Annotated in this window: 24 protein-coding genes; 14 read left to right on the top strand and 10 right to left on the bottom strand. The window is 73.2% G+C overall.

Annotation, left to right across the window (positions count from 1 at the left end; all coding sequences use genetic code 11):
• Positions 1–217: 217 nt before the first annotated feature.
• On the bottom strand, positions 218–1,447 hold the full coding sequence (locus tag AC5RWQ_RS16125) for an epoxide hydrolase family protein (RefSeq protein WP_494283534.1): 1,230 nt from the start codon (positions 1,445–1,447) through the stop codon (positions 218–220).
• 65 nt (positions 1,448–1,512) lie between these two features.
• Complete coding sequence (msrA, locus tag AC5RWQ_RS16120) at positions 1,513–2,031, bottom strand: peptide-methionine (S)-S-oxide reductase MsrA (protein WP_494283533.1); 519 nt, start codon at positions 2,029–2,031, stop codon at positions 1,513–1,515.
• Between the two features lie 331 nt (positions 2,032–2,362).
• On the opposite strand from msrA, the gene AC5RWQ_RS16115 reads away from it, so the two are divergent.
• Positions 2,363–3,079, top strand: a complete 717-nt coding sequence (locus AC5RWQ_RS16115) for a lysophospholipid acyltransferase family protein (RefSeq protein ID WP_494283532.1) — start codon at positions 2,363–2,365, stop codon at positions 3,077–3,079.
• Between the two features lie 73 nt (positions 3,080–3,152).
• On the opposite strand, the gene AC5RWQ_RS16110 is transcribed toward AC5RWQ_RS16115, so the two are convergent.
• Positions 3,153–6,650, bottom strand: coding sequence for an ATP-binding protein (locus AC5RWQ_RS16110; protein ID WP_494283617.1), 3,498 nt, complete (start codon positions 6,648–6,650; stop codon positions 3,153–3,155).
• A 137-nt stretch (positions 6,651–6,787) separates the two neighbouring features.
• Between AC5RWQ_RS16110 and AC5RWQ_RS16105 the strand changes: the two genes are divergently transcribed.
• A complete protein-coding gene (locus AC5RWQ_RS16105; RefSeq protein WP_494283531.1) occupies positions 6,788–7,048 on the top strand; it encodes a hypothetical protein in 261 nt (86 codons plus the stop codon).
• A gap of 135 nt (positions 7,049–7,183) precedes the next feature.
• Here the strand turns inward: AC5RWQ_RS16105 and AC5RWQ_RS16100 are convergent, their stop codons facing one another.
• On the bottom strand, positions 7,184–7,876 hold the full coding sequence (locus tag AC5RWQ_RS16100; protein WP_334490553.1) for a Crp/Fnr family transcriptional regulator: 693 nt from the start codon (positions 7,874–7,876) through the stop codon (positions 7,184–7,186).
• A gap of 306 nt (positions 7,877–8,182) precedes the next feature.
• Between AC5RWQ_RS16100 and AC5RWQ_RS16095 the strand changes: the two genes are divergently transcribed.
• The 5 genes from AC5RWQ_RS16095 (at position 8,183) to AC5RWQ_RS16075 (ending at position 11,819) form a co-directional block, all read left to right on the top strand.
• Complete coding sequence (locus AC5RWQ_RS16095; protein WP_494283530.1) at positions 8,183–8,677, top strand: polyadenylate-specific 3'-exoribonuclease AS; 495 nt, start codon at positions 8,183–8,185, stop codon at positions 8,675–8,677.
• A 117-nt stretch (positions 8,678–8,794) separates the two neighbouring features.
• A complete protein-coding gene (locus AC5RWQ_RS16090) occupies positions 8,795–9,298 on the top strand; it encodes a pyridoxamine 5'-phosphate oxidase family protein (protein ID WP_494283529.1) in 504 nt (167 codons plus the stop codon).
• Between the two features lie 178 nt (positions 9,299–9,476).
• Positions 9,477–10,505, top strand: a complete 1,029-nt coding sequence (locus AC5RWQ_RS16085; protein WP_494283616.1) for a 6-phosphofructokinase — start codon at positions 9,477–9,479, stop codon at positions 10,503–10,505.
• A 72-nt stretch (positions 10,506–10,577) separates the two neighbouring features.
• A complete protein-coding gene (gene proC / locus AC5RWQ_RS16080; protein ID WP_494283528.1) occupies positions 10,578–11,396 on the top strand; it encodes a pyrroline-5-carboxylate reductase in 819 nt (272 codons plus the stop codon).
• A gap of 72 nt (positions 11,397–11,468) precedes the next feature.
• On the top strand, positions 11,469–11,819 hold the full coding sequence (locus tag AC5RWQ_RS16075) for a DUF2203 domain-containing protein (RefSeq protein WP_494283527.1): 351 nt from the start codon (positions 11,469–11,471) through the stop codon (positions 11,817–11,819).
• 6 nt (positions 11,820–11,825) lie between these two features.
• On the opposite strand, the gene AC5RWQ_RS16070 is transcribed toward AC5RWQ_RS16075, so the two are convergent.
• A complete protein-coding gene (locus tag AC5RWQ_RS16070) occupies positions 11,826–12,503 on the bottom strand; it encodes a class F sortase (protein WP_494283526.1) in 678 nt (225 codons plus the stop codon).
• Entirely contained in the window at positions 12,500–13,366 is an 867-nt protein-coding gene (locus AC5RWQ_RS16065; RefSeq protein WP_494283525.1) for a DUF4397 domain-containing protein, read from the bottom strand. Before AC5RWQ_RS16065 ends, AC5RWQ_RS16070 begins: the two co-directional genes overlap by 4 nt.
• Before the next feature lie 139 nt (positions 13,367–13,505).
• Between AC5RWQ_RS16065 and AC5RWQ_RS16060 the strand changes: the two genes are divergently transcribed.
• Both AC5RWQ_RS16060 and AC5RWQ_RS16055 read left to right on the top strand, forming a co-directional pair.
• Positions 13,506–14,003, top strand: a complete 498-nt coding sequence (locus tag AC5RWQ_RS16060) for a GNAT family N-acetyltransferase (RefSeq protein ID WP_494283524.1) — start codon at positions 13,506–13,508, stop codon at positions 14,001–14,003.
• A gap of 10 nt (positions 14,004–14,013) precedes the next feature.
• Complete coding sequence (locus AC5RWQ_RS16055) at positions 14,014–14,562, top strand: GNAT family N-acetyltransferase (RefSeq protein WP_494283523.1); 549 nt, start codon at positions 14,014–14,016, stop codon at positions 14,560–14,562.
• 111 nt (positions 14,563–14,673) lie between these two features.
• On the opposite strand, the gene AC5RWQ_RS16050 is transcribed toward AC5RWQ_RS16055, so the two are convergent.
• Positions 14,674–15,360, bottom strand: coding sequence for an NADPH-dependent F420 reductase (locus AC5RWQ_RS16050; RefSeq protein ID WP_494283522.1), 687 nt, complete (start codon positions 15,358–15,360; stop codon positions 14,674–14,676).
• A 176-nt stretch (positions 15,361–15,536) separates the two neighbouring features.
• Here AC5RWQ_RS16050 and AC5RWQ_RS16045 point away from each other — a divergent pair, with 176 nt between their 5' ends.
• Positions 15,537–16,340 (top strand): SGNH/GDSL hydrolase family protein, encoded by an 804-nt coding sequence (locus tag AC5RWQ_RS16045; protein ID WP_494283521.1) that lies wholly within the window; start codon positions 15,537–15,539, stop codon positions 16,338–16,340.
• 188 nt (positions 16,341–16,528) lie between these two features.
• Here AC5RWQ_RS16045 and AC5RWQ_RS16040 read toward each other — a convergent pair whose 3' ends face one another.
• Positions 16,529–17,017, bottom strand: coding sequence for a glutathione peroxidase (locus AC5RWQ_RS16040; protein WP_494283520.1), 489 nt, complete (start codon positions 17,015–17,017; stop codon positions 16,529–16,531).
• A gap of 142 nt (positions 17,018–17,159) precedes the next feature.
• Between AC5RWQ_RS16040 and AC5RWQ_RS16035 the strand changes: the two genes are divergently transcribed.
• The gene (locus AC5RWQ_RS16035) at positions 17,160–18,797 is read left to right on the top strand and encodes a glycosyl hydrolase family 18 protein (RefSeq protein ID WP_494283519.1); all 1,638 of its coding nucleotides are present in this window, start codon (positions 17,160–17,162) and stop codon (positions 18,795–18,797) included.
• Between the two features lie 82 nt (positions 18,798–18,879).
• On the opposite strand, the gene AC5RWQ_RS16030 is transcribed toward AC5RWQ_RS16035, so the two are convergent.
• Together AC5RWQ_RS16030 and AC5RWQ_RS16025 are read right to left on the bottom strand one after the other, a co-directional pair.
• Positions 18,880–19,851 (bottom strand): AraC-like ligand-binding domain-containing protein, encoded by a 972-nt coding sequence (locus AC5RWQ_RS16030; RefSeq protein ID WP_494283518.1) that lies wholly within the window; start codon positions 19,849–19,851, stop codon positions 18,880–18,882.
• 199 nt (positions 19,852–20,050) lie between these two features.
• Positions 20,051–20,947, bottom strand: coding sequence for a lytic polysaccharide monooxygenase auxiliary activity family 9 protein (locus AC5RWQ_RS16025; RefSeq protein ID WP_494283517.1), 897 nt, complete (start codon positions 20,945–20,947; stop codon positions 20,051–20,053).
• Between the two features lie 127 nt (positions 20,948–21,074).
• Here AC5RWQ_RS16025 and AC5RWQ_RS16020 point away from each other — a divergent pair, with 127 nt between their 5' ends.
• From AC5RWQ_RS16020 to AC5RWQ_RS16010, 3 genes are all read left to right on the top strand, one after another.
• Positions 21,075–21,566, top strand: a complete 492-nt coding sequence (locus AC5RWQ_RS16020) for a hypothetical protein (protein ID WP_494283516.1) — start codon at positions 21,075–21,077, stop codon at positions 21,564–21,566.
• A 69-nt stretch (positions 21,567–21,635) separates the two neighbouring features.
• Positions 21,636–23,042, top strand: a complete 1,407-nt coding sequence (locus AC5RWQ_RS16015; RefSeq protein ID WP_494283515.1) for a class II 3-deoxy-7-phosphoheptulonate synthase — start codon at positions 21,636–21,638, stop codon at positions 23,040–23,042.
• Positions 23,043–23,146: 104 nt separating this feature from the next.
• On the top strand, positions 23,147–24,121 hold the full coding sequence (locus tag AC5RWQ_RS16010) for a threonine aldolase family protein (RefSeq protein ID WP_494283615.1): 975 nt from the start codon (positions 23,147–23,149) through the stop codon (positions 24,119–24,121).
• The last annotated feature ends 107 nt before the right edge of the window (positions 24,122–24,228 follow it).

Raw genomic sequence — 24,228 nt, 5'->3', positions numbered from 1 at the left:
CGCCAGGGGACTGGCCGGTTCGCGGCGCTCCTCCAGCAGCGCACCCGCGACCTGCGCCCGGGTGGGCTTCGCTCAGCGGGCCGGTCCTGGGCACGTCCGTGAGGGCCGCACCGCCCGGCCGCACCGCCCGGCCGCACCGCACGGCGGGGCCGGGTGGCTCGAACGTCGAGCCACCCGGCCGGGTGCGGACAGGTGGGCGCGTGCGGGGCAGGGTCGGCTATCGAAGCGACCGGAAGGCGGTGCGCAACTCCTCGGTAAGCAGCTGCGGCTGTTCCCATGCCGCGAAGTGCCCGCCCCGGTCGAGCTGGTTGTAGTGGATGAGATTGGGATACGCCTGCTCGGCCCAACTCCTCGGCGCCTGGTAGAGCTCATCCGGGAAGACGCTCACGGCCGCCGGGACGGAGACGTTCTTGGCGCCGAAGAAGGAGAGCTTGTTCTCCCAGTAGAGGCGAGCCGCGGAGACTCCCGTGTTGGTCAGCCAGAACAGCGTGATGTTGTCGAGGATGTCATCCCGCGTGATGCCGCCGGGATTTCCGGCGAAGGCCCGGCAGAACAGTTCCAGGCTGGCCGCGTCATGATCCAACATGTAGCTCGCCAGCGCGACGGGCGAATCCGCGAGTCCGGTCAGCGTCTCCGTGCGCGTCGCCATCATGAGCGCGTACGCGGAATGCTTCCAGAAGAAGTCCAGCTGCTCGCACGCCCGCTTCTCCTCGGCGGAGAGGCCGGACGGCAGCGAGGCGAGCGCGTTGTTCACTCCGGTGATGTCGGACTGGAACAGCGCATCGATGTCGGGCGGCACCGCGCTGGGCATGTTGGTGTGGATGCCGAGCAGTTCCGGGGGCGCCTGCACACCCATGAGGTTGGTGATGAGTGCGCCCCAGTCGCCGCCCTGGGCGACGAATCGCGAGTAGCCGAGGCGCTTCATCAGCTCGGTCCAGGCGCTAGCGATGTGCTCGGGGCCCCAGCCGGGCTTGTCCGGCTTGCCGGAGAAGCCGTAGCCGGGCATCGACGGGATCACCAGGTGGAAAGCGTCCGACGCGTTCGCGCCGTGCGCCGTCGGGTCGGTGAGCGGACCGATGATCTTCATCTGCTCGATGATCGAGCCCGGCCACCCGTGCGTGACGATGAGCGGCAGCGCGTCGTCGTGTTTCGAGCGGATGTGCAGGAAGTGGATGTCGAGCCCGTCGATCTCGGTGATGAAATTGGGCAGCGAGTTCAGCTGTGCCTCGACCCTGCGCCAGTCGTACTCCTTCTCCCAGTAGCGGGCGAGCGCCTGGCTCGTCTCGAGCGGCACGCCCTGCGACTGGTCGTCGACGGTCTGCTTCTCGGGCCAGCGGGTGGCCGCGAGGCGCTCTCGCAGCGCCTGGAGGTCCGCCTCGGGGATCTCCACCCGGAACGGCCGGATGTCTGTGGGAGTACGGGTCAGGGTCTGCGTCTTGGCCGCCACGTGGGCCTCCTCCTCGTTCGAGTTCCTCGGACGTCCAGCGGAGGCGCTCCGCGCCGGGCTGGAAACTAGGTGGCGCTCTCTCCCCGGCGGGGGAGCTTCCAGTCCGGGCGGGGGAAGTGGCAGGTGTAGCCACCGGGATTGCGCTCCAGGTAGTCCTGGTGCTCCGGCTCGGCCTCCCAGAACGGGCCGGCCGGGCTGACCTCGGTGACCACCTTGCCAGGCCAGAGGCCGGAGGCGTCGACGTCGGCGATGGTGTCCTCCGCGACCTGCCGCTGCTGCTCGTCGGTGTAGAAGATGGCCGACCGGTAGCTGACTCCCACGTCGGCTCCCTGCCGATTCTTCGTGGTCGGGTCGTGGACCTGAAAGAAGAACTCCAGCAGTTCCCGGTAGGAGAGCTTGTCGGGGTCGAAGACGATCTCGATCGCCTCGGCGTGGGTTCCGTGGTTGCGGTACGTCGCGTTCGGCACGTCCCCGCCGGTGTATCCGACCCGGGTGGCGAGCACGCCGGGGCGTTTCCGGATGAGATCCTGCATCCCCCAGAAGCAGCCGCCGGCCAGAATCGCCTTCTCGGTCGTGTCGGTCATCGCTGCGCTCCCGTTCGCTGCACGAGGGTCATGGGAGGGTCCCAGTGGTCGACGTGGGAGCCGAGGGCACCTTCCACAGTCCTGCTGGCGGCACTGGCCTTCCCGTTACGACCGCCACCATGCCCGCCGCTGCGGGCAGCGCCGGAGCCGCAGTCGGACGGGTGGGGCGGCGGGTCGAGCCGTACGGCCGTGAATCGTGACGCGTCGGCTTCCGGTGCCGGGAGTGCGTTGTGGCGTGCCGCTCCCGGTTCGTAGGCTCTGTGCCGACGATCCCGCCCGCCGGCGACCCGGCCGGGACGGGGTCGGCGCCACCTCCTCGGGAAGGACGCCGTTGCTGTACTGGCTGATGAAGTACATCATCCTCGGCCCGCTGCTCAAGCTGATCTTCCGGCCGCAGGCGGAGGGGCTGCACCACCTGCCCGCCTCCGGTCCGGTGATCCTCGCCAGCAACCACCTCTCCTTCTCCGACTCGATCTTCACTCCGCTCGTCGTCCCGCGAAAAGTCACCTTCATCGCCAAAGCGGAATACTTCACCGGCAGGGGCATCAAAGGCCGGCTCACCAAGGCGTTCTTCGCCGGCACCGGCTGCATCCCGGTGGACCGCTCCGGTGGCCGGGCCGCGCAGGCGGCGCTGGACACCCAGCTCAGGGTGCTGCGGGCCGGCGGCGTGGCCGGCATCTACCCGGAGGGGACCCGCTCTCCGGACGGGCGGCTCTTCCGGGGCAAGACCGGGGTGGCCCGGCTCGCCCTGGAGAGCGGCGCCCCGGTGGTGCCGATGGCGATGCTCAACTCCGACGAGATCCAGCCCACCGGCCAGATCGTCCCCAACCTCGGCCGGGTCCGGATCCGGTTCGGCGCCCCGCTGGACTTCTCCCGGTACGCGGGGCTGGCCGGCGACCGGTTCGTCGAGCGCGCCGTCACCGACGAGATCATGTACGAACTGATGGAGCTCTCCGGCCGCGAGTACGTCGACACGTACGCCGCCAAGCTGAAGAACGCGCCGCCGCCGGCGGCCGACCCGGCGCCGCGCGAACCCGTCGCCGCCTGAGCCGGCCACCGCCCGCCCCGCGGTCCTTGAGCGCCCGGACCGCTGGGAGTCGCCGCGGAGCCGGGGCGGGTCGTCAGGCCCGGTGCGCGGCGGCCGGGTCGGCCAGGCGCAGCAGGCCGGGCACCGCGTTCCGGTCGGCGAACTCGCGCACCCGCTCCCGGGCGGCCGCCGCGGCCACCGGGTCGGCGGCGGCCAGCGCGCCCACCGAGAGCGCGGTGGTGAGCACGTGGTCGGTGGCGTCGGTCATCCGCGCATAGCTGCCCGCCGCCGTGCCGAACAGCCGCGCCGCGGTGGCCGGATCACCGTCGGCCAGGGCCAGCGTGGCGTCGGCGACCTGCCCGGCCGCCACCGCCCACGGCGTCATCCGGGGCGCCCGGCCGAGCATGTCGTGGACCAGCCGGGCCGCCTCCGGGCCGAGCACCGCCGCCACGTGCCCGACCGCGGGTACCCACTCGGCGAACGGGATCATCCGGGTCCGCCGCCAGTCCTCGTCCAGCTCGGTCAGCAGCCGCATCGCCTCGTCCCGCCGGCCCCGCACCGCCCGACAGAGCGCGGCGTGCGCCAGCGTCGAGCGAAGCACCCGGTGGAACCCGCTGCGTCGGGCCGCGACCAGCGCCCGTGCCACCAGGTCCGGCTCGCCGACGCCGCCCTGCGCCGGGACGGCCGGATCGGTCGGGGTGGCCCGCAGCGCCCGCATCCAGCCGGAGACGGCCACGATGTGCAGGTCCCACTCGGCCGTCGTCGGGCGGCGGGTCGACTCGGCCGCCATCTCCAGCGCCGCCACCCAGTCACCGGCGTAGTAGGCCCGGGCCCACTGGTCGGCGAAGCTGGTCGCCAGGCTGTGCCCGCCGCCGAGGTCCAGCGAGCGCTGCTCGTCCACCAGCCGGGCCGAGCCGGCCAGGTCGCCCTCCTCCTGCGCCGCCCAGGCCAGGTTCTGCACCGCCCGGCGGCGGCTGGTCAACCGCTCCACCCGGCAGTGCTCGGTCACCTCGGCCAGCTCCGCGTAGCCGTCCTCCTCGCCGGCCATGAACCGGGCCACCGCCAGGGTGATCCGGGCGTTCGCCCGAACCTCCCGCAGCTGGAGCCGCTCGGCCAGCTCGGCCGCCGACCGGGCCGCCGCGCACGCCGGGTCCGTCTCGGCGTTGAGCATCCGGACCCGGGCCAGCTCCAGCAGCGCCTCCGCCTTCTCCTCGGTGTCCGGCAGTTCGCCGTAGATGCCGATCGCCCGGTCCAGGCAGCGCAGCGTCTCCGACCGGTCCGCCCGGCTCCAGGCGGCCGTGGCCAGCAGCGTCCAGGCCCGGGCCGCCGCCGTCCGGTCCCCGGCGTCGGCCAGCCGGCCGGCCAGCTCGGTCAGCGTCGCGGTCCCACCGTCGACCAGGAACGCGTCGCCGTCGCGGTAGAGCGCCAGCTCGGCGGCGAAGAGCTCCAGCGCCGGATCGGGGTCGGGGCTGACCGCCAGCGCCCGGTCGACCAGGGTGGCGGCGTTGTCCAGGGCGTGCAGCGCGTACGCCCGGCGGGCCGCCCGGTGCAGGGCGGTCCGGGCGGCCACCGCGTACGGGGCGGGGTCGAGGCCCACCGTGCGGGCGATCTCGTGCGCGGTCCAGCGGTGGTTGGCGAGCATCTCGGCCAGGTCCTGCTGCCGCCCGTCGGTCAGCTGTTCCAGCCAGTCGGCGGTGCGCTGGTGCCGCAGCACCCGCTCGGCGCGGGGGAGTCGCTGGTAGCAGACGTCACGTACCAGGATGTGCCGGAACCGGTACTCCGGCTGGCCGGGCATGGTGGAGGCGGGCAGCTCGAGGACCATGTCGCGGCGTTGCAGCCGGTCCAGCGCCCGCTCCACCCACTCCACCGGCCGGCCCAGCGCGGTCGCCACCGGCGCCGGCCAGAACTGCACGCCGACCACCGCGGCGGCCTGGAGCACCGCCCGGTCGGCCGGGTCGAGCAGGTCCAGCCGGTTGGCGATGACCGCCTGCACGGTGCGCGGCATGCCCGGCGTGTTGACCGGGTCCAGCCGGGCGGCCGGCTCCAGCAGCCCACCGTCCATCAGCATCCGCGCGTACTCCTGGGCGTAGAGCGGGTTGCCGTCGGCGAACTCGATCAGCGGCGCTCGGGCCGCGGCCGGCAGCGCCGCCTGGCCGAGCAGCAGCGAGTAGAGGGTGTCGATGTCGCCGTCGTGCATCGGCGGTACCGAGATGGACATCGCCCCGCTGATCGTGCCGGTCCAGGCGGGGTGACGCTCCCGCAGCTCCGGCCGGGCGGTCGCCACCACCAGCAGGGGTACGCCCCGGGCCGCCGCGCCGAGCTGCTCGACGAAGGTGAGCATCGCCTGGTCGGCCCAGTGCATGTCCTCGAAGATCAGCACCGTCGGGCCCTGCGCGGCCAGCGCGAGCAGGAACCGCCGCCAGGCGGCCTCCGTCTCGCCGGGGTGCAGCCGTTCCCCGGGTACGCCCAGCAGCGGGGCGAGCGGGCCGGCCAGCCGGGCGGCGTGCGGGTCGGTGAGCTGGCCGAGCCGTTGTCGCAGCCGGTCGGCCAGCGCCTCCGGGTCGTCGCTGTCCGGTACGCCCACCCAGCCCTTCACGATGTCCGCCAGGGCCGCGTACGTGACGTTCTCGCCGAACGGCGGGCACTGCCCGACCAGCCAGGTCACCCGGTGTCCGGGCAGGTTCGCGGCGTGCCGGGACAGCTCACGCAGCAGCCGGCTCTTGCCCACCCCGGCCGGCCCGAACACGGTGACCAGTTGCGAGGTGCGTTCGGTGACGGTGCGGTGCAGCGCGCTGACCAGCAGGCCGCGCTCGTGGTCCCGGTCCACCATCGGAGTCAGCTCGGCGGTGCGCGGGTCGGTCCGCGGCCGGGCCCGGACGGCGAGCCAGATCCGGCTCACCGCGCTGCGCCCGCGCAGGGTGACCGGCGGGCGGTCGACGTACTCCATCTCGTGCCGGGTGGCCGACCAGGTGCTCTCGTCGACGACCACCCCGCCGGGCGGGGCGAGGGCCTGCAACCGGCTGGCGGTGTTGACCACGTCCCCGGTGACGAAGGCCTGCCCGCCGTCGCGGGTGGCGGAGAGGTCGACCAGCGCCTCGCCGGTGGCCACGCCGACCCGGAAGCCGAGCGGCGGCTGGGGCGCGGCGGTCTGGCGGGCCAGGTTGCGTTGCAGCTCCAGGCCGGCCCGCACGCAGCGCAGCGCGTCGTTGTCGGTGGCCACCGGGGCGCCGAAGAGCGCCATCACCGCGTCGCCGATGTACTTCTCGACCACCCCGCCGTACTGGTGGACCAGCTTGCGCACGGTGGCGAAGTACGCCTGCTGGAGGCTGCGCGCCTGCTCCGGGTCGGCCCGCTCGGCGTAGGTGGTGAAGTCGACGATGTCGATGAAGAGCACGCTGACCTGGCGGCGGTCCTCCTGCACCACGGTCAGGTGGTCGCGCAGCGGCTGACCGCAGTTGGTGCAGAAGTTGGCCTCGGGGGTGTTGGCGTGCCCGCAGCCGGAGCAGCCGAGCGCCAGCGCCTGTCCGCAGCCACCGCAGAAGCGGTCGTCCGGCCCTGCCACCCGGGAGCAGTGTCCACACTTGAGGTCGATGACGAACTCCGTACGTGAGGAGATCCCAGTATCCCGCGGGCCTGGTCAGTCGGGTACCCGACGTGCGGGCGGACCCTGCGGCTGATCGGCCGGGACTAGTGTTCCTCACGAGGAAAGTTCGCCGTCAGGAGAGTGCCGTGCAGGTTCGACTGTCCGCCTACTGGACCGACCCGGACGGGACGGTCCGGTCCCCGGGGGAAACGGTGGACGTTGACGCGGTCACTCTCGCCAGACTGGAGGAGCAGGGCATGGTAGAGAACCCCGACGGCCAGAGCGCGCCGGACACCAGCACCACGACCACCACCACCAGCACGTCGTCGACGAGCACGAAGTCGACCGACCCGCAGAAGATCGGCCCCGGCCCGGGCGTGCCGCCCGCGGACGAGACCACCAACTGACCCACCGACGCGGCCGGCGGACCGAGGGTCCGCCGGCCGTGCTCTGTCTGCGGTGCCGGTTCTCCGCCGGCCGTGGCCGCCGGCGCGGCCCCGCCGAGGTACGCCGGAATCTCGGCGGAGGGCCGGTCGATCGGGTCAGCGGTCGTTCATGCCGGCGCGCCGGCGCAGCGCCGACACGTCGGTGACCACGATCCGCCGCCCCTCGGTGCGCAGCCAACCCCGGCTGGCGAAGGAACCGATCGCCTGGTTGACGCTCTGTCGGGAGCCGCCGGCCATCTCGGCCAGCTGGCTCTGGTTGAGCTCGATGGTGATCATCGGGGCCTGACTCTCGCCGGCCAGCCGGACCAGCGTCTTGGCCACCCGACCGGGCAGGTCGAGGAAGACGTGGTCGGCGTTCTGCTCGGTGAGCCGGCGGATCAGGCCGCCCAGCGAACGCATCACCGCGTCCAGGATGCGCGGATTGGAGTGCACCAGCTCCATGAAGGCCGGACGGGACAGGGCCAGCGCGGCGCAGTCCTCGATCGCCTCGGCCGAGGCGGACCGGGTCGAGGCGTCCAGCAGGGACACCTCGCCGAGCACGTCCGGCGGTCGGATCACCGACAGCACGGCCCGCTCACCGGTCGGCGCGGTGCGGAAGACCGCCACCGCCCCCCGGCGCAGCACGATCAGCGACTCGCCCGGGTCGTTCTCCACGAAGAGCAGCTGGCCCTTGCGGTAGGTGCGCGGTACGGCCGCGGCGATGACCCGCTGGCGCACCTCCGGTTCGAGCCCGGCGAACATCTCCACGCCCGTGAGGGCGTCACCCGGCTCCGGCAGGCGCATCTCCACGGCCCAACCCCTCCCCGGTAACGGACCACAACTCGCTCACCGGGTGAACCTGATGGCCCTGGACGAGGTGAACTGACACCGGTTCGGCGTCCGGTAGCGGTACACATCAGATCATGACGGTCCGGTCGCTTGCTGTACACCCCTCAAATCGTCTGCGTGACAGCCGCGAGCTGGGACGGCCGCCAGGTTGGATGGCCCGGCCGACGCCGGGCGGATCGCGCGGTCGCGGGCGGCGGGATCACCCTCGCGACCGCACTCCGGCCCCCGGCCGGACCCGCCCGGCGGCGGTGGGCGAGGATGGAACCGATGGTCTACCGCTATTTCTACGACTGCGAATTCATCGAGGACGGCCTGACCGTCGATCTCGTGTCGATCGGCGTCGTCGACGAGTACGGCCGCGAGTTCTACGCGGTCTCCACCGAGTTCGACGACTCCCGCGCCGTGCCCTGGGTGCGCCGCAACGTCCTCGACAAGCTGCCCTCCCCGGCCGACCGGGCCTGGCGCTCCCGCGCGCGGATCCGCGACGACCTCCACGAGTTCCTGCTGGAGCCGATCCGGGACCGGCCGGGCGAGCAGTTGGAGCTCTGGGCCTGGTACGCCGCGTACGACCACGTGGTGCTCGCCCAGCTCTGGGGCGCGATGCCGGCCCTGCCCCGGGAGATCCCCCGGTTCACCAAGGAGCTGCGCCAGCTCTGGGACGACCGGGGCCGGCCCCGACTGCCGGACGCCGACGCCGACCGGCACGACGCGCTGGTCGACGCCCGGCACAACCTGGCCCGCTGGCGGGCGATGACCGGCTGAGCCGGCCCGCCGGCCCGCCGTGGGCGGCGTCACCCGCTCGGCGACGGGAAGGGACTACCAGGTTTGACCCGTTCCGTCCCGGGCACCGCTTCGGGCAGCCGACGGAAGGGGTACGTCATGGCCGAGGAGCCGACCAGCACCGAGGACGCTCGGCGCCGGGTGACCGAGCTGATCCGCCAGGCCCGGATCTGCATGCTGACGACGATCGGCGTGGACGGCCGGCTGGTGAGCCGGCCGATGGGGCTGCAGGAGGCCGAGTTCGACGGGGACCTGTGGTTCTTCGCGTACGCCGACTCGGCCAAGGTGCGCCAGATCCGGGTCAACCCGGAGGTGAACGTGGCCTTCTCCGACCAGAAGCACAACGCCTGGGTGTCACTGTCCGGTACCGCCCAGGAGGGGTTCGACCGGGCGCGCGCCGAGCGGTTGTGGAGCCCGATCCTGAAGACCTGGTTCCCGGACGGCCTGGACACCCCCGGCCTGACCCTGATCAAGGTGCACACCAGCTCCGCCGAGTACTGGGACTCGCCGAACAGCACGGTGGTCAACCTCTTCGGCTTCGCCAAGGCGGCGGTGACCGGGAAGCCGCCGAAGGCGGGCGAGAACCACGAGGTCAGCTACTGACGGGTAGTCGCACCGGACGGGGGGACGGGCCGGGGCGCGCTGTCGTGACCCACCGGTGGCGACTACAGTTCGCACTGACGGCCCGCCCCGGGCCGGCAACGGCGCCGACGGTCTGATCCGACCCATATCCTGGGGCTTATCCGGGCTTCATCTGATGCTCCAGGAGGATGAGCAGATCATGCGTATCGGCGTGCTCACGGGCGGTGGCGACTGCCCAGGTCTCAACGCGGTCATTCGGGCGGTGGTCCGCAAGGGCGTCGCTACCTACGGACACGAGTTCGTGGGCTTCCGGGACGGTTGGAAGGGCCCGCTGGAGGGCCTGACCAAGCCGCTGGGCATCGCGGACGTCCGGGGCATCCTGCCGCGCGGCGGCACCATCCTCGGCTCGTCCCGCACCAACCCGTTCAAGATCGAGAACGGCGTGCAGCGGATCAAGGAGAACCTCGCCGCGCAGGGCGTGGACGCGCTCATCGCGATCGGCGGTGAGGACACCCTCGGCGTCGCCACCAAGCTCCACGAGCTGGGCGTCAACGTGATCGGCGTGCCGAAGACGATCGACAACGACCTCGGCGCGACCGACTACACCTTCGGCTTCGACACCGCCGTCAACATCGCCATGGAGGCGATCGACCGGCTGCACACCACCGCGGAGAGCCACCACCGCACCCTGGTCGTCGAGGTGATGGGCCGGCACGCCGGCTGGATCGCCCTGCACGCCGGCCTGGCCGGTGGCGCCAACGTGATCCTGCTGCCGGAGCGGCAGTTCGACGTCGAGCAGGTCGCCGGCTACGTCGAGAAGCGCTTCCAGCACCAGTACGCCCCGATCGTGGTGGTCGCCGAGGGCGCCCAGCCGCTGGACGGCCAGATGGTGCTGCACAACCAGGAGCTCGACTCCTTCGGCCACGTCCGCCTCGGCGGCATCGGCCAGTGGCTCGCCGAGCAGCTGGAGGCCAAGACCGGCAAGGAGGCCCGCACCGTGGTGCTCGGCCACATCCAGCGCGGCGGCACCCCGACCGCGTTCGACCGGGTGCTCGCCACCCGGCTCGGCCTTCAGGCCATCGATGCGGCGCACGAGGGTGACTGGGGCAAGATGGTCGCCATGCAGAGCACGGACATCGTCCGCGTCCCGCTGGCCGAGGCCACGGCTGAGCTGAAGACCGTGCCGCTGGAGCGGTACGCCGAGGCCGAGGTCTTCTTCGGCAGCTGATCGACGGCAGGCGGCGCGGCGGCCCACCGGGGTCCGCCGCGCCGTGGCCTCGACCGAGAGGGGTACGGCGTCATGGCATCCGGTGCGCACACGGTGGCGGTGATCGGGGCCGGCAAGATCGGCGAGCTGATGCTCTCCGGGCTGCTCCGCTCCGGCTGGCCGGTGGAGCGGCTGCTCGCCACCGCCCGGCGGCCCGCCCGCGCCGAGGAGCTGACCGCCCGGTACGGCGTCCGGGTGGTCGACAACCTCACCGCCGTCGACGAGGCCGCGGTGCTCGCGATCTCGGTGAAGCCGCAGGACGCGGCGACGCTGCTGGACGAGATCGGCCCCAAGGTGCCGGCCGACAAGCTGGTGATCTCGCTCTGCGCCGGCCTGCCCACCACCTTCTTCAGCCGCCGGTTGCCCGAGGGCACCCCGGTGGTGCGGGTGATGACCAACACCCCGGCCCTGGTCGATGAGGCGATGAGCGCCATCTCGGCCGGCGCGCACGCCACCGGGGCGCACCTGGCGCTGGCCGAGGAGATGTTCAAGCCGCTGGGCGCGACCCTGCGGGTGCCCGAGTCGCAGCAGGACGCGGTGACCGCCCTCTCCGGCTCCGGGCCGGCGTACTTCTACCTGCTGGTCGAGGCGATGATCGACGCCGGCATCCTGCTCGGCCTGCCCCGGCAGGTGGCGCACGAGCTGATCGTGCAGACCGCGATCGGCTCGGCGGTGATGCTGCGCGACTCCGGCGAGCACCCGGTCAAGCTGCGCGAGGCGGTCACCTCGCCCGCCGGCACCACCATCTCGGCGATCCGCGAGCTGGAGAACCACGGTGTCCGCGCGGCCATGCTGGCGGCGCTGGAGGCGGCCCGGGACCGGGCCCGCGAGCTGGCCGCCCAGGCCGACTGACGGCGGGCACCCGACCCGGCGCCTAACCGCTGCGGGGCGACCCCGGCGTGGCCGGTGGCCCATACTGGCCCGGTGTTCACTCTCGCCCAGGCGCGCTATCTGGTGGCGACCCTGCGACCCCGGATCGACGAGCTGATCAGGATCCGCGCCGACCTGGCCGAACTCCGCGCCGACCTGGCCAGCCCGGGCGTTTCCGCGCTCGGTGGCCGGGCCGAGGTCAAGGCCCTCGAGGCCCGGTTGCACGGCGTGCTGGAGGAGCTGAACGGTCACGACATCCAGGTCAAGGGCATCGCCCCGGTGCTGCTGGACTTCCCCGGTGAGCGCGCGGGCCGGCAGGTGCTCTGGTGCTGGCTGGAGGGGGACTCCGACGTGCGCTGGTACCACCGGGTGGAGTGCGGCTTCGCCGGCCGTCGCCCGGTCTGACCGGCCTCAGCCGGCGGCGGAACGGGGGATCGGGTCGGCGGGCGGATCGGCGACCGCGAAGACCACCACGTTGTCCCGGTAGTGGCCGCTGCGGCGGTCGAAGTCACCGCCGCAAGTGATCAGGCGCAGTTCCGGGCCGGGGGTCGGGCCGTACACGGTGGCGGTCGGGAAGGCGTCCTTGCGGGTGCGCAGTGTGCCGGTGACCCGGAACGACACCCGCCGCCCGGCGCGCCAGACCTCGATCCGGTCACCCCGGCGCAGCTCGCCGAGGCGGGCGAAGACGGCCGGGCCGCGACGGGAGTCCAGGTGCCCGGCCAGCACCGCCGGGCCGGGGTCGCCGGGGGCCGGCCCACCGCCGTACCAGCCGGCCCGGTCGAACGCGGCGGGCGGGACGAGTTCGCCGGCGACGTCGAGGCCCAGCACCTCCAGCGGGGAGTCCACCCCGATCCGCGCCACGCGTACCCGGGTGGGGGTGTCCCGGGCGCGGGCCGTGCCGGCGGTCGCCGGGCAGCCCTCCGCGCAGCCCGGCCGCCAACTGGCCGCGGGCGGCGGCCCGGATCCGTCGGCCAGGCCGACGCCGGTGCCGGCGGCGACACCGAGCGCCGCGGCGGCCACGACCAGCACGGCCGCCGGCGTCCGGCGGTCCCGGTGCCGCCGGATGCCGAAGCCGGGCCGGTGGGTCACCAGACCGGTCGCCGGCGGCGTCGTGCCAGCAGCACCGCGCCGAGCGCCACGGCGCCCGCGAGCAGGCCGCCGGCGATCATCGGGTACGTCCCGCGCCGCTCCCCGGCCAGCCCGCCGGCGCCCGCGGGCACGCCCCCGTTCGGGGCGACCGCCCCGGCGCGGGCGTCCTCGCGCAGTTCGGTGGTGAGGCCGCCGCCCTTGGCGTCGAGCACCAGCAGCGAGTAGACCCGGCCGCCGTCGAGGGTGACCTCGCTGTCGGTGGTCGGTCCGCTGCCGCCGCCGAGCCGCAGCCGCCAACGGCCGGGCTCCACCACCCGGTAGTCGGTGGTGGTGGCGAAGCGGACCGCGTCGGCGATCGCCGGTCCGCCGGCGGCGGCGACGTCGACCACCGGCGCCCGCACCGAGGCCTGCACGACCCGCACCTTGGCCTGCCCACCGGCCGGCGCGCTGAGGTCGTCGGTGAGCACCCGCAGCCCCAGGTCGGCGTGGCGTCCCACCCCGGCCACCGTGTACGCGGCGCCAGGGGTGACGGCCACCTCGGTGGTGAGCACCGGAGGCTCGCTGGCCGGGGCGCCGGCCTCGCGCATGGCCACCGCGTAGCGGCCGGCCGGCAGCGGCAGGTACTTCGACACCACGCCGTAGCCGACGGCGGGGAAGACCCGCGGCTCGGCCGCGCCGGGCGGGGCGAGGTAGACGTCGACGGCGGGGGTGTCGGGGGAGAGGTGCGCCAGCCGGACGTACCCGACGTCCTGCGGGGCGGCGGCCCCGGCCGGGAGTGCGGCGGCGGTGCTCGACGCGGCGCCGAGCAGGAGCGCGCCGGCCACGGCGGCGGGTCGGCGCGGCACGGTACGGAGCTGGGGCATGTCGTCTCCGGGGTAGGTCGGGTGCGGTCCCGCCCCATAGGGTCCCGTGAACGGGACTCGATCGCAAGCGGGCATGCGGCTGTTTCCGATCGGCCGATATCGGCTGCCCCGACGGACGACGATCCGGTACGGTCCGAACATGATCAAGGTGCGTCGGGCCGAGCCCGGGGACGCGGCGGAGATCGTCCGGCTACGCGGGGTGATGCTGGCCTCGGTGGACGGCGCGGAACCGGCACCCGGGCCATGGCAGCAGGCGGCCCGGGAGGTGCTGCGCCAGCGGCTGGTCGAGCCGGAGGAGTTGCTGGCCGTCCTCGTGGTCGACGCCCCGGACCGGTCCGGCGTCCTCGCCGCCTGCGCGACCGGCACCATCGACCGTCGCCTCGGCGGCCCCGGCAACCCCAGCGGCCTGACCGGGTACGTCTTCAACGTGGTCACCGACCCCGGCTACCGTCGGCGGGGCTACTCCCGGGCCTGCCTGACGGCGCTGCTCGACTGGTACCGGGAGCGGGGCGTGGGCAAGGTGGACCTGCGCGCCTCGGCGGAGGGCGAACCGCTGTACCGCTCGCTGGGTTTCCTGCCCACCTCGGGGCCGACCCTGCGGCTCAGTCTGCCCGTCGACGCCACCGTCCCGAGCTGAGGAGATCACCGTGTTCGCCCTGCCCCTGACCGACACCGCCGAGCTGCGGCCGCTGTCGCCCTGGCACGCGGAGGAGTTCCTCGCCAACCTCGACCGGGCCCGCGAGCACATCTCCCCCTGGGTGTCACCGTCCTTCGTGGCCACCGACCTGGACGGTGCCAAGCGGGTACTGGATCGCTACGCCGACCGGTGGGCCCGCGACGACGGCGGCATCTGGGGCATCTGGGACGACGGTGTGCTGGTCGGCGGGGTGCTCTTCGTCTCCCTCAACGTGCAGGTCGGGGTCTGCGAGGCGGGCTGCTGGCTGGAGCCGGCGGCCGAGGGGCGCGGCCTGGTCACCCGGGCGGTCAGCCGGATCATCGACTGGGCGGTGCGGGAGCGCGGGATCCACCGGGTGGAGTGGCACACGAACGCCGGCAACGCGCGCAGCATCGCGGTGGCCCGCCGGCTCGGCATGCGCCGCGACGGCACCATGCGGGAGGCGCTGCCGGGGCCGGGTGGGCGGGCTGACCTGGAGATCTGGTCGGTGCTCGCCCCGGAGTGGCACGCCCCGGCCTGACTCTCCATCGTCGACCCGAGGTTCGGCCGGGGAGCGCCCAGACGCGGCCGGGCCGGGCGGCCCGGCCGCGCCACCTGACGCGCGCCGACGTCGTGGCCGGCCGGTCGGCGGTCAGCTGTCGGCGTACCGGCGGGCGGCGGCCAGCGCGGCGCGCAGCTTCTCGGCGTCGACCGGAGCCGGCCGCTCCCAGTCGGCCGGGTCGGCCGAGTAGAGGGCGGCGTACGCGGTGGTGTCCCGCTGGAACCGCCAGCCCTCGGCGAGCGGGCCGGCGTCGACCGCGTCGTAGCCGAGCGAGTCGAGGAACGCGGTGACGGTCCGCCTGGCGCCGGCGTCGTCCCCGGCGATCGGCAGCGCCGTCCGGTCCGCGGCGCCGGCCGGGCGGGCAAGGGCGAGCAGGTGCTTGAAGTAGATGTTGTTGAAGCCCTTGACCACGTACGACTCCGGCAGGTGCCGCTGGAGCAGCTCGCTGGTGGTGGTCGACTCGTCGTCCAGCTCCGGGAAGCCGCCGTCGCGGTCCGGGTAGTAGTTGTTCGTGTCGATGACGATCTTGCCGGCGAGCGGCGCGACCGGCACCTCGCGGTAGGCCCGCAGCGGGATGGTGACCACGACCAGGTCGCCCGCCGTCGCCGCTTCGGCCGCCGTGGCCGCCCGGGCCCGCGGGCCCAGCTCGTCCACCAGTTCCTTGAGCGTCTCGGGGCCGCGTGAGTTGCTGAGCACCACGTCGTGACCGGCGGCGACCGCCAGTCGGGCCACGGTGCCGCCGATGTTGCCGCTGCCGATGAGTCCCACAGTTGTCATGTCCGGCACCAACCAGCCCCGCCCGGGCCGTATTCCCGACCGTCCCGCTTGGTTATTCGGCATGTTTCCCGCCGATGAACCCCTACCCACCCCTGTCGCCCATCGATGATGTTCCCTAAATGAGAATTTAGTGATATCTATCTCCCACCACCACTTCCCACCCCCAGGAGTGCGACGTGCGGAGATCCCGTCTTGCCACCCTCGCCGTGAGCCTCGCGGCAACCCTCGGCGCCACCCTCGGCCTCGCGGCACCCGCCCAGGCATCCCCCACCGACCGGTACGTCGCCCTCGGCGACTCGTACGCCTCCGGCGTCGGCGCCGGCAACTACACCACCGAGAGCGGTTCCTGCCAGCGCAGCACGAGTGCCTACCCGGCGCTGTACGCGACCAACGTCCAGCCCGCCTCCTACCGCTCGGTCGCCTGTTCCGGGGCGACCACCGTGGACGTCAGCAACGGCCAGCTCTCCGCGCTCTCCTCCACCACCACGCTGGTCAGCATCACCGTGGGCGGCAACGACGTCGGCTTCTCCAGCATCATGACCACCTGCGTGCTCTACGGTGAGTCGCAGTGCGTGGCGTCCGTCCAGGCGGCCGAGGACAAGGCACGCGCGCAGTTGGCCAGCCTGCTCTCGACCGTCTACAACGGCATCCGGACCCGGTCCCCCTCGGCCCGGGTGGTGGTGGTCGGCTACCCGGTCTTCTACCAGCTCGGCACCCTCTGCGTCGGACTCAGCGCCACCTCCCGGGCGAAGATCAACGAGGGCATCAACCTGGTGGACGACATCACCCGCAGCGCGGCCACCGCGGCCGGGTTCACCTTCGCCGACGTGCGGTCGATCTTCGTCGGCCACCAGTTGTGCAGCTACGGCGACAAGTGGCTGCACGCGTTGAACTACACCAACATCGGCATCTCGTACCACCCGACGGCGGCCGGCCAGTCCGGCGGCTACTACCCGGTCTTCCGCTCCACGGCGGGCTGACCGGTCCGGGCGATCCCGGGGCGGCCGGTCCGCCTCGGGGTCGCTCGACGGCGCAGGCGGCGCGTTCGACGAGACGCCGGCCGGCCGCGGACGGCGGGCCCGGGGCGGGTGACCGCCCCGGGCTCCTCCGTGTCGTACCCGCCGAGGCGTTCCTCGCCGGGCGGGAACGCTCGCCCGGCGGGCGGGGATCAGGCCGGCAGCACCTTCTCGATCGCGGCGCGCAGCTCGGCGGAGTCCGGGGTGACCGTCGGCGCGAACCGGGCGGCCACCGTGCCGTCCGGCGCGACGAGGAACTTCTCGAAGTTCCACCGCACGTCGCCGGTGTGCCCCTCGCCGTCCGGGGTGGACACCAGCTCGGCGTAGAGCGGGTGCCGGGCTGGGCCGTTCACGTCGACCTTCTCGGTCAGCGGGAAGGTCACCCCGTAGTTCACCTGGCAGAACTCGCCGATCTCGTCGGCCGTGCCCGGCTCCTGCCCGGCGAACTGGTTGCACGGCACCCCGAGCACCACCAGGCCGCGGTCGGCGTAGTCGGTGTACAGCTCCTGGAGGCCGGCGTACTGCGGGGTGAGGCCGCAGCGGGAGGCCACGTTCACCACCAGCAGCGCCTTGCCGCGGTAGGCGGCCAGGTCGGCCGGGCCGCCGGCCAGCGCGTCGATCTCGATGTCGAAGACGGTCATGCCGCGAGGCTACGCGCCCGGGACGACCCGCCGGGGCGCCCTGAAGAAATCGACACATGCACATCTTGACGAAGTGATGACAGCGTGAGTAGCGTCTCCCCATCCTTCTGGAAAGTTTCCTAACTGTTAGGGGAGGCGCCACATGAAGAGATCGCTCCGCCGCGCCCTCTGGGCCGGCGCCGTGCTCGCGGTGACCGTCGCGGCGGTACCGGTGACCTCGGCGTTCGGCGCCGGCAGTGTCACCGCCACCTTCGCCAAGGTCCAGGACTGGGGTACCGGACACGAGACCCGGGTGACCGTCGCCAACGGCACCAGCGCCAGCGTGGACACCTGGCGCATCGAGTTCGACCTGCCCTCGGGCACCACCATCAGCAGCGCCTGGGACGCCGACGTCACCAGCAGCGGCAACCACTACGTGGCGGTCAAGAAGAGCTGGGCCGGCCCACTCGCCCCCGGAGCCAGCTTCAGCTGGGGCTACAACGGCACCGGCCCGTGGAAGGGGCCGCTGAACTGCACCGTCAACGGCGCGCCGTGCGGCGGTGGCACCCCGACCACCTCGCCCACGGTCTCGCCGACCGGGTCCCCGACGACCTCGCCCACCCCGTCGCCCACCGCCTCGCCGACGACGTCCCCGACGGTCTCCCCGACCGCGCCCCCGCCCAGCGGCGACCGCAAGGTGGTCGGCTACTTCGCCGAGTGGGGCGTCTACGGCCGCAACTACCACGTCAAGAACATCGCCACCAGCGGGTCCGCGGCCAAGCTCACCCACATCCTGTACGCCTTCGGCAACACCACCGGCGGCCGCTGCGCCATCGGCGACAGCTACGCCGACTACGACAAGGCGTACACCGCCGCGGAGAGCGTGGACGGGGTCGCCGACACCTGGGACCAGCCGTTGCGCGGCAGCTTCAACCAGCTGCGCAAGCTCAAGAAGATGTACCCGCACCTGAAGGTGATCTGGTCCTTCGGCGGCTGGACCTGGTCGGCCGGCTTCACCCAGGCCGCACAGAACCCGGCCGCCTTCGCCGACAGCTGCTACAGCCTGGTCGAGGACCCGCGCTGGGCGGACGTCTTCGACGGCATCGACGTCGACTGGGAGTACCCGAACGCCTGCGGCCTGCAGTGCGACGCCAGCGGCCCGAACGCCTTCAAGAACGTGGTCAGCGCGCTGCGCGCCAAGTTCGGCTCCGCCGCCCTGGTCACCGCCGCGATCACCGCGGACGGCAGCAGCGGCGGCAAGATCGACGCCACCGACTACGCCGGCGCCGCGCCGTACCTGAGCTGGCTGATGCCGATGACCTACGACTACTTCGGGGCCTTCAACGCGCAGGGCCCCACCGCCCCGCACTCCCCGCTCACCTCGTACACCGGCATCCCGCAGCAGGGCTTCAACTCGGACGCGGCGATCCAGAAGCTCAAGAGCAAGGGTGTCCCGGCCAGCAAGCTGCTGCTCGGGATCGGCTTCTACGGCCGGGGCTGGACCGGGGTCACCCAGGCCGCTCCGGGCGGCAGTGCCACCGGTGCGGCGCCGGGCACCTACGAGGCGGGCATCGAGGACTACAAGGTCCTCAAGAACACCTGCCCGGCCACCAGCACGATCGCCGGCACCGCGTACGCGCTGTGCGGCAGCAACTGGTGGAGCTACGACACCCCGTCCACCATCGGCGGCAAGATGACGTACGCGAAGAACCAGGGCCTCGGTGGCGCCTTCTTCTGGGAGCTCTCCGGTGACACGAGCAACGGCGAGCTGATCGGCGCCATCAAGGGCGGACTCGGCTGAGCCGAGCGCCGACGCACCACCCACCCGGCGGGGAGGGACCACGCACCGGTCCCTCCCCGCCCGCTCGTCCCCCTCGCCCCGGTCAGCGCCTGCCGGCCCGGTCCCGGTGCTCCCTTGGCGAGAGGCCGTACGCGGCCCGGAACGCCCGGCTGAAGTGGGCCCGGTCCCGGAAACCGCAGCGCGCCGCGACCTCGTGCACGCTCAGCCGGGCCAGGGCGGGATCGGCCAGGTCCCGGAAGCAGCGCTCCAGCCGGCGGGTGCGGATCAGCGCGGCGGCGGTGGTGCCGGTGCCCTCGAACAATCGGTGCAGCGAGCGCACCGACAGGTGGTGGGCCGCAGCGACGGCGGCCGGAGTCAGCTCGGGCTCGGCGAGGTGCCGTTGGACGAACGCCTCGATCCTGGTCCGCAGGCCGGTGGCCCGTACCTCGGCGGGCAGTTCCGGGGTCAGCCCCAGCTGTCCGGCCAGAGTGCCGGCGATCAGGTCCAGGGCCACCCGCTCCAGGTGCGGGGCGTCCGCCGGGGTGTACTGCCCGGGGTCCTCGACGACCTGGCGCAGGAAGCGGGCCAGCAGCAGCCCCATCCCGGTGCTGGACGGGATCTCCGCGGCCAGCAGCGCCTCGACCCGGCGCGTGGGCAGCGGCAGCGCGCCATGCGGCACCAGCGCGGTGAGGGTGCGTACCGGGCCGCCGGCCGGGCCGGGGTGGTGCGTCGAGCCGTGCGGGCGGACGGTGTCGACGAAGGCGAACCCGGACGGGTCGAGCGGCCCCTCGCGTCGCTCCTGGGACATCCCGCCGTGCCCGGTGAGCGGCAGGGCGAGCTGGTACAGCTCGGGGTCGGTGCTCCGGATCATTGCCGAGGTTCGGGTCATCCGTAGCGACGGGTACTGCCAGACGCCGAGGCGGACCATGCCCAGCTCGACCACCCGCGCCGAGGCGGTGAAGTCCGCGGCGTGGTCGCTGTCGATCCGGGCCGCGGCGGACTGCCGGGCGACGAGGTCCTGCCAGAAGTCGAACCGTTCCGCCGGTGCCAGCCAGCCGGTGTCTACCGAGGACACGGGAAGGATGGCCGGCACCCCCTGTTCGCCGACGGTCGGTCCGCCGTCCACGGCAGACTAGCCAGCCCGCCGCGATGCCGCTCGGCGGCGGGTGCCGCACGGGACGGACCGCCGGCGCAGCGTGTCGTGCCCCCGCCCCGGCGCGCCTCCCCTCGGCGGGCAGGCGCGCCGGGGCCGGCGCGACCGGTGGGGCGGAGGGTCAGACGGCGAGCCAGAGGGCGGGGACGTTGGACGGCTCCCAGCCGGTGAGCGAGGTGTGCGCCTGGCGGCACTGCCAGGTGCGGCCGGCGTACGACACCAGCGCCCCGACCGGATACGCCGTGTTCGGCTGCCAGGCCGGCGCGGTGCCCGACGGCGGGGGAGTGGACGGCGGCGTCGTGCTGCTCGGGGGCGGGGTGGTGGGCGGGGGAGTGGTCGGCGGCGCCGTGGTGGTCGGCGGGGGCGCGGTGGTGGTCGGGGTGGTGCCGCCGAACGTCACGTCCGAGCAGGTGTAGAAGGCCTCCGGGCTGTCCGAGCGCTGCCAGATCGAGTAGACCAGGTGCCGCCCGGTGCGCTGCGGCAGCCGCGCGGTCATCCGGTACGCCCCGTCGGTCAGCGCCGGGTCGGTGGCGGTGTGGAACAGCTCCAGGTCCGCCCAGCGCAGCGGCTGGCCGGGGTCGTAGCCGGCCCGGGTGACGTACAGCTCGAAGGTGCCGCGGTGCGGCGCGGTGGCCCGGTAGGCGAAGGTCCAACTGCCGCCGGAGGGCAGCGCGGTGGCCGGCCAGTCCGCCCGGGCCAGGTCGAAGCCGCGGTACTTGTCCCGGTTGGCGCTGCACAGGCGCCCGTCCGGGATGAGCTGACGGTGTCGGCCGGCGGCGTCGGCGATGTTGATCTCGTTCCAGTCGTAGAGGGCCTGGGTGCCGCCGGCCGCGACCGCCGCGCGGCAGGCGGCCGAGTCGGGCGACTCCGGTCCCTCCAGGAGGCAGGCGTACGTGCGGCTGACCGGGGACTGCATCGAGCCGTGTGCCCCGGCGGCGCCCATCAGTGCCAGCGAGGCCAGCACGGGGACGCCCCCGATCGCGCCGACGGTCAGGGCGAGGCGTCGTCGTCGCTCCATCGTTCCTCCCAACAGTTAAGAGTGTTAACTGAAAGTTTCCGGTACGACGGCCTGCCATGCAAGTACGTCGATGTGACAGACTCGCCGCTCGACATCTGTCGAGACCGCACCCCCGGGGGAGGACCTCATGGGCCCGACGCAGCGCAGGTGGGCCGGCGGCGTCACCGCCCTCGCGCTCCTGCCGCTCACCCTGCTCGGCTGCGGCATCGGCGGCGACGACGAGGACACCGGCGGCGTCACGGCGACCCCCCGGGCCCCCGCCGAGGAGGCCGCCGCCAAGTCCCGCGAGCGGGTGCAGGCCTACCTCGACGCGATGTCCGCCAAGGACGTCGACGCCGGCCGCAGCCAGCTCTGCGCGCCCATGCACGAGGCCTTCGACGCGGCGGCCACCGGCCCCAACGGCGACTTCGCCGACCACTTCGACGTGCCGAGGGCGGCCATCACCGACGTGCGTACCGGCCCCCGCGGCCAGGAGGTCAGCACCTCCGTCACCGTCTCGGTGGGGTCGAAGGAGATCTCCCGGGCGCTGCTGTTCACGGTCACCCGGGGCGGGGCCGACTGGTGCATCTCCGCCGAGACCCCTGGCGGGCACACCCCCGCCCCGGCCGTCACCCCCTGACCCTCCCACCTTCCGGAACCCGCACCCTCGCCGCCTGGCCACCCCGGCCGTCGCCGTACGCTTTCTCCCATGCGCCATGAGTGGCATCAGCTGAGCTACCCCGCCGTGAGCAGCCCCGGGCTGCAGACCAGCCGACCCACCGTCGACTCCGCCGAGGACGCCGCCCTCGGCCTGGACCGATGGCGGGACCTGCCCCGGGCGCAGACCCCGCCGTGGTCCGACCCGGCCGCGGTCGCCGAGGTCTGCAAGGTGCTCGACACCGTTCCGTCGGTGGTCGCGCCCTACGAGGTGGACCAGCTCCGGCAAAAGCTCGCGCTCGTCTGCGAGGGCAAGGCGTTCCTGCTCCAGGGCGGCGACTGCGCGGAGACGTTCGCCGACAACACCGAGAGCCACCTGCTCGCCAACGCCCGCACCCTGCTCCAGATGGCGATCGTGCTCACCTACGGCGCCTCGCTGCCGGTGGTCAAGGTCGCCCGGGTCGCCGGGCAGTACACCAAGCCCCGCTCGCTGCCGACCGACGCGCGCGGCCTGCCGGCCTACCGCGGCGACATGATCAACGGGCTGGACACCACGCCGGAGGCGCGGGTCGCCGACCCGCAGCGCATGATCCGGGCCTACGCGAACTCGGCCGCCGCGATGAACATGCTCCGCGCGTACCTCGGCGGTGGCCTGGCCGACCTGCACGCGGTGCACGACTGGAACAAGGGCTTCGTCAAGAACTCCCCGGCCGGCGAGCGCTACGAGGCGATCGCCCGGGAGATCGACCGGGCGCTGGCCTTCATCCGGGCCTGCGGGATGACCGAGGAGGAGGCCCTGCGGACGGTCACCCTCTACTGCTCGCACGAGGCGCTGGCCCTGGAGTACGACCGGGCGCTCACCCGGGTCTCCGGCCGGCAGGCGTACGGCCTCTCCGGGCACTTCCTCTGGATCGGCGAGCGCACCCGGCAGATCGACGGCGCGCACATCGACTTCATCTCCCGCATCGCCAACCCGATCGGGGTCAAGCTCGGCCCGACCACCACCCCGGACGAGGCGATCGAGCTCTGCGAGAAGCTCAACCCCGAGAACATCCCCGGCCGGCTCACCCTGATCAGTCGGATGGGCAACCACAAGGTGCGCGACGCCCTGCCCCCGATCGTCGCCAAGGTCACCGCGGCCGGCGCCAAGGTGGTCTGGCAGTGCGACCCGATGCACGGCAACACCCACGAGTCCTCCAACGGCTACAAGACCCGGCACTTCGACCGGATCGTCGACGAGGTGCTCGGCTACTTCGAGGTGCACCGCGGCCTGGACACCCACCCGGGCGGCCTGCACGTCGAGCTGACCGGCGAGGACGTCACCGAGTGCCTCGGTGGCGCCCAGGGCATCGAGGACCTCGACCTGCCCGATCGGTACGAAACCGCCTGCGACCCGCGACTGAACACCCAGCAGTCGCTGGAGCTGGCCTTCCTGGTGGCGGAGATGCTCCGTGGCTGACGCGAGGAGTGAGCTTGCGAGCCCCGCAGTCGGCGGCCGAAAGGATGACCGTGGCTGACTTCATCGACCTGCGATCGGACACCGTGACCCGGCCCACCGCCGGGATGCGCGAGGCGATGGCCACCGCCGAGGTCGGCGACGACGTCTACGGCGAGGACCCCACCGTCGCCGCGCTGGAGGCCGAGGTCGCCGCCCTCTTCGGGCACGAGGCGGCGCTCTTCGCCCCGACCGGCTCGATGGCCAACCAGATCGCCCTCCAGCTCGTCGTGCCGCCCGGTGACGAACTGCTCTGCGACGCCGACGCGCACGTCGTCACCTACGAGATCGGCGCGGCGGCCGCGTACGGCGGCATCTCCTCACGGACCTGGCCGGCGGTGGGCGCGGAGGTCGACCCGGACGTGGTCGCCGGCATGGTCCGGCCCGACGGCTACTTCGCCGTGCCGACCCGGGCGATCGCGGTCGAGCAGACCCACAACCGCGGCGGTGGTGGGGTGATCCCGCTGGCGACCCTGCGGGACCTGCGCCGGATCGCCGACGACAACGGCCTCGCCCTGCACTGCGACGGCGCCCGGATCTGGCACGCGCACGTCGCCGACGGGGTGCCGCTGATCGAGTACGGGCGGCTCTTCGACACCCTGTCGGTCTGCCTCTCCAAGGGCCTCGGCGCCCCGGTCGGCTCGCTGGTGGTCGGCAGCGCCGAGAAGGTGGCGCGGGCCCGCTTCGTCCGCAAGCGGATGGGCGGCGGCATGCGCCAGGTCGGTGTCCTCGCCGCCGCCGGCCGGTACGCCCTCGCCCACCACGTCGGGCGGCTCGCCGAGGACCACGCCAAGGCGGCCCGGCTGGCCGAGGCGGTCGCCCCGTTCGGGGTGCTCGCGACCGGGGTGCGGACGAACATCGTCCCGCTCGACCTGACCAAGCACCCGCTCGACGCGAAGGCGTTGGCCGCGGCGGCCCGTGCCGAGGGCATGCTGATCTCGGTGCTCGGCCCGCGTACCGCCCGCCTGGTCACCCACCTGGACGTGACCGACGACGCCATCAACCGCGCCGCCGAAACCCTCACCCACCTCCTCCGCACCTGACCCCCCTCGGCGAGTTGATCAAGAAGTTTGCGTCCTCCGCAGCCGGAATCCGGACGCAAACTTCTTGATCAACGAGGGCTGGGCGGTCCGAGGCGGGGCCGGGGGTG

This window comes from Micromonospora sp. BS32 (assembly GCF_059089345.1).
Note: the sequence above shows the minus strand (reverse complement) of the source record. Positions and strands in the feature narration are given on the sequence as shown.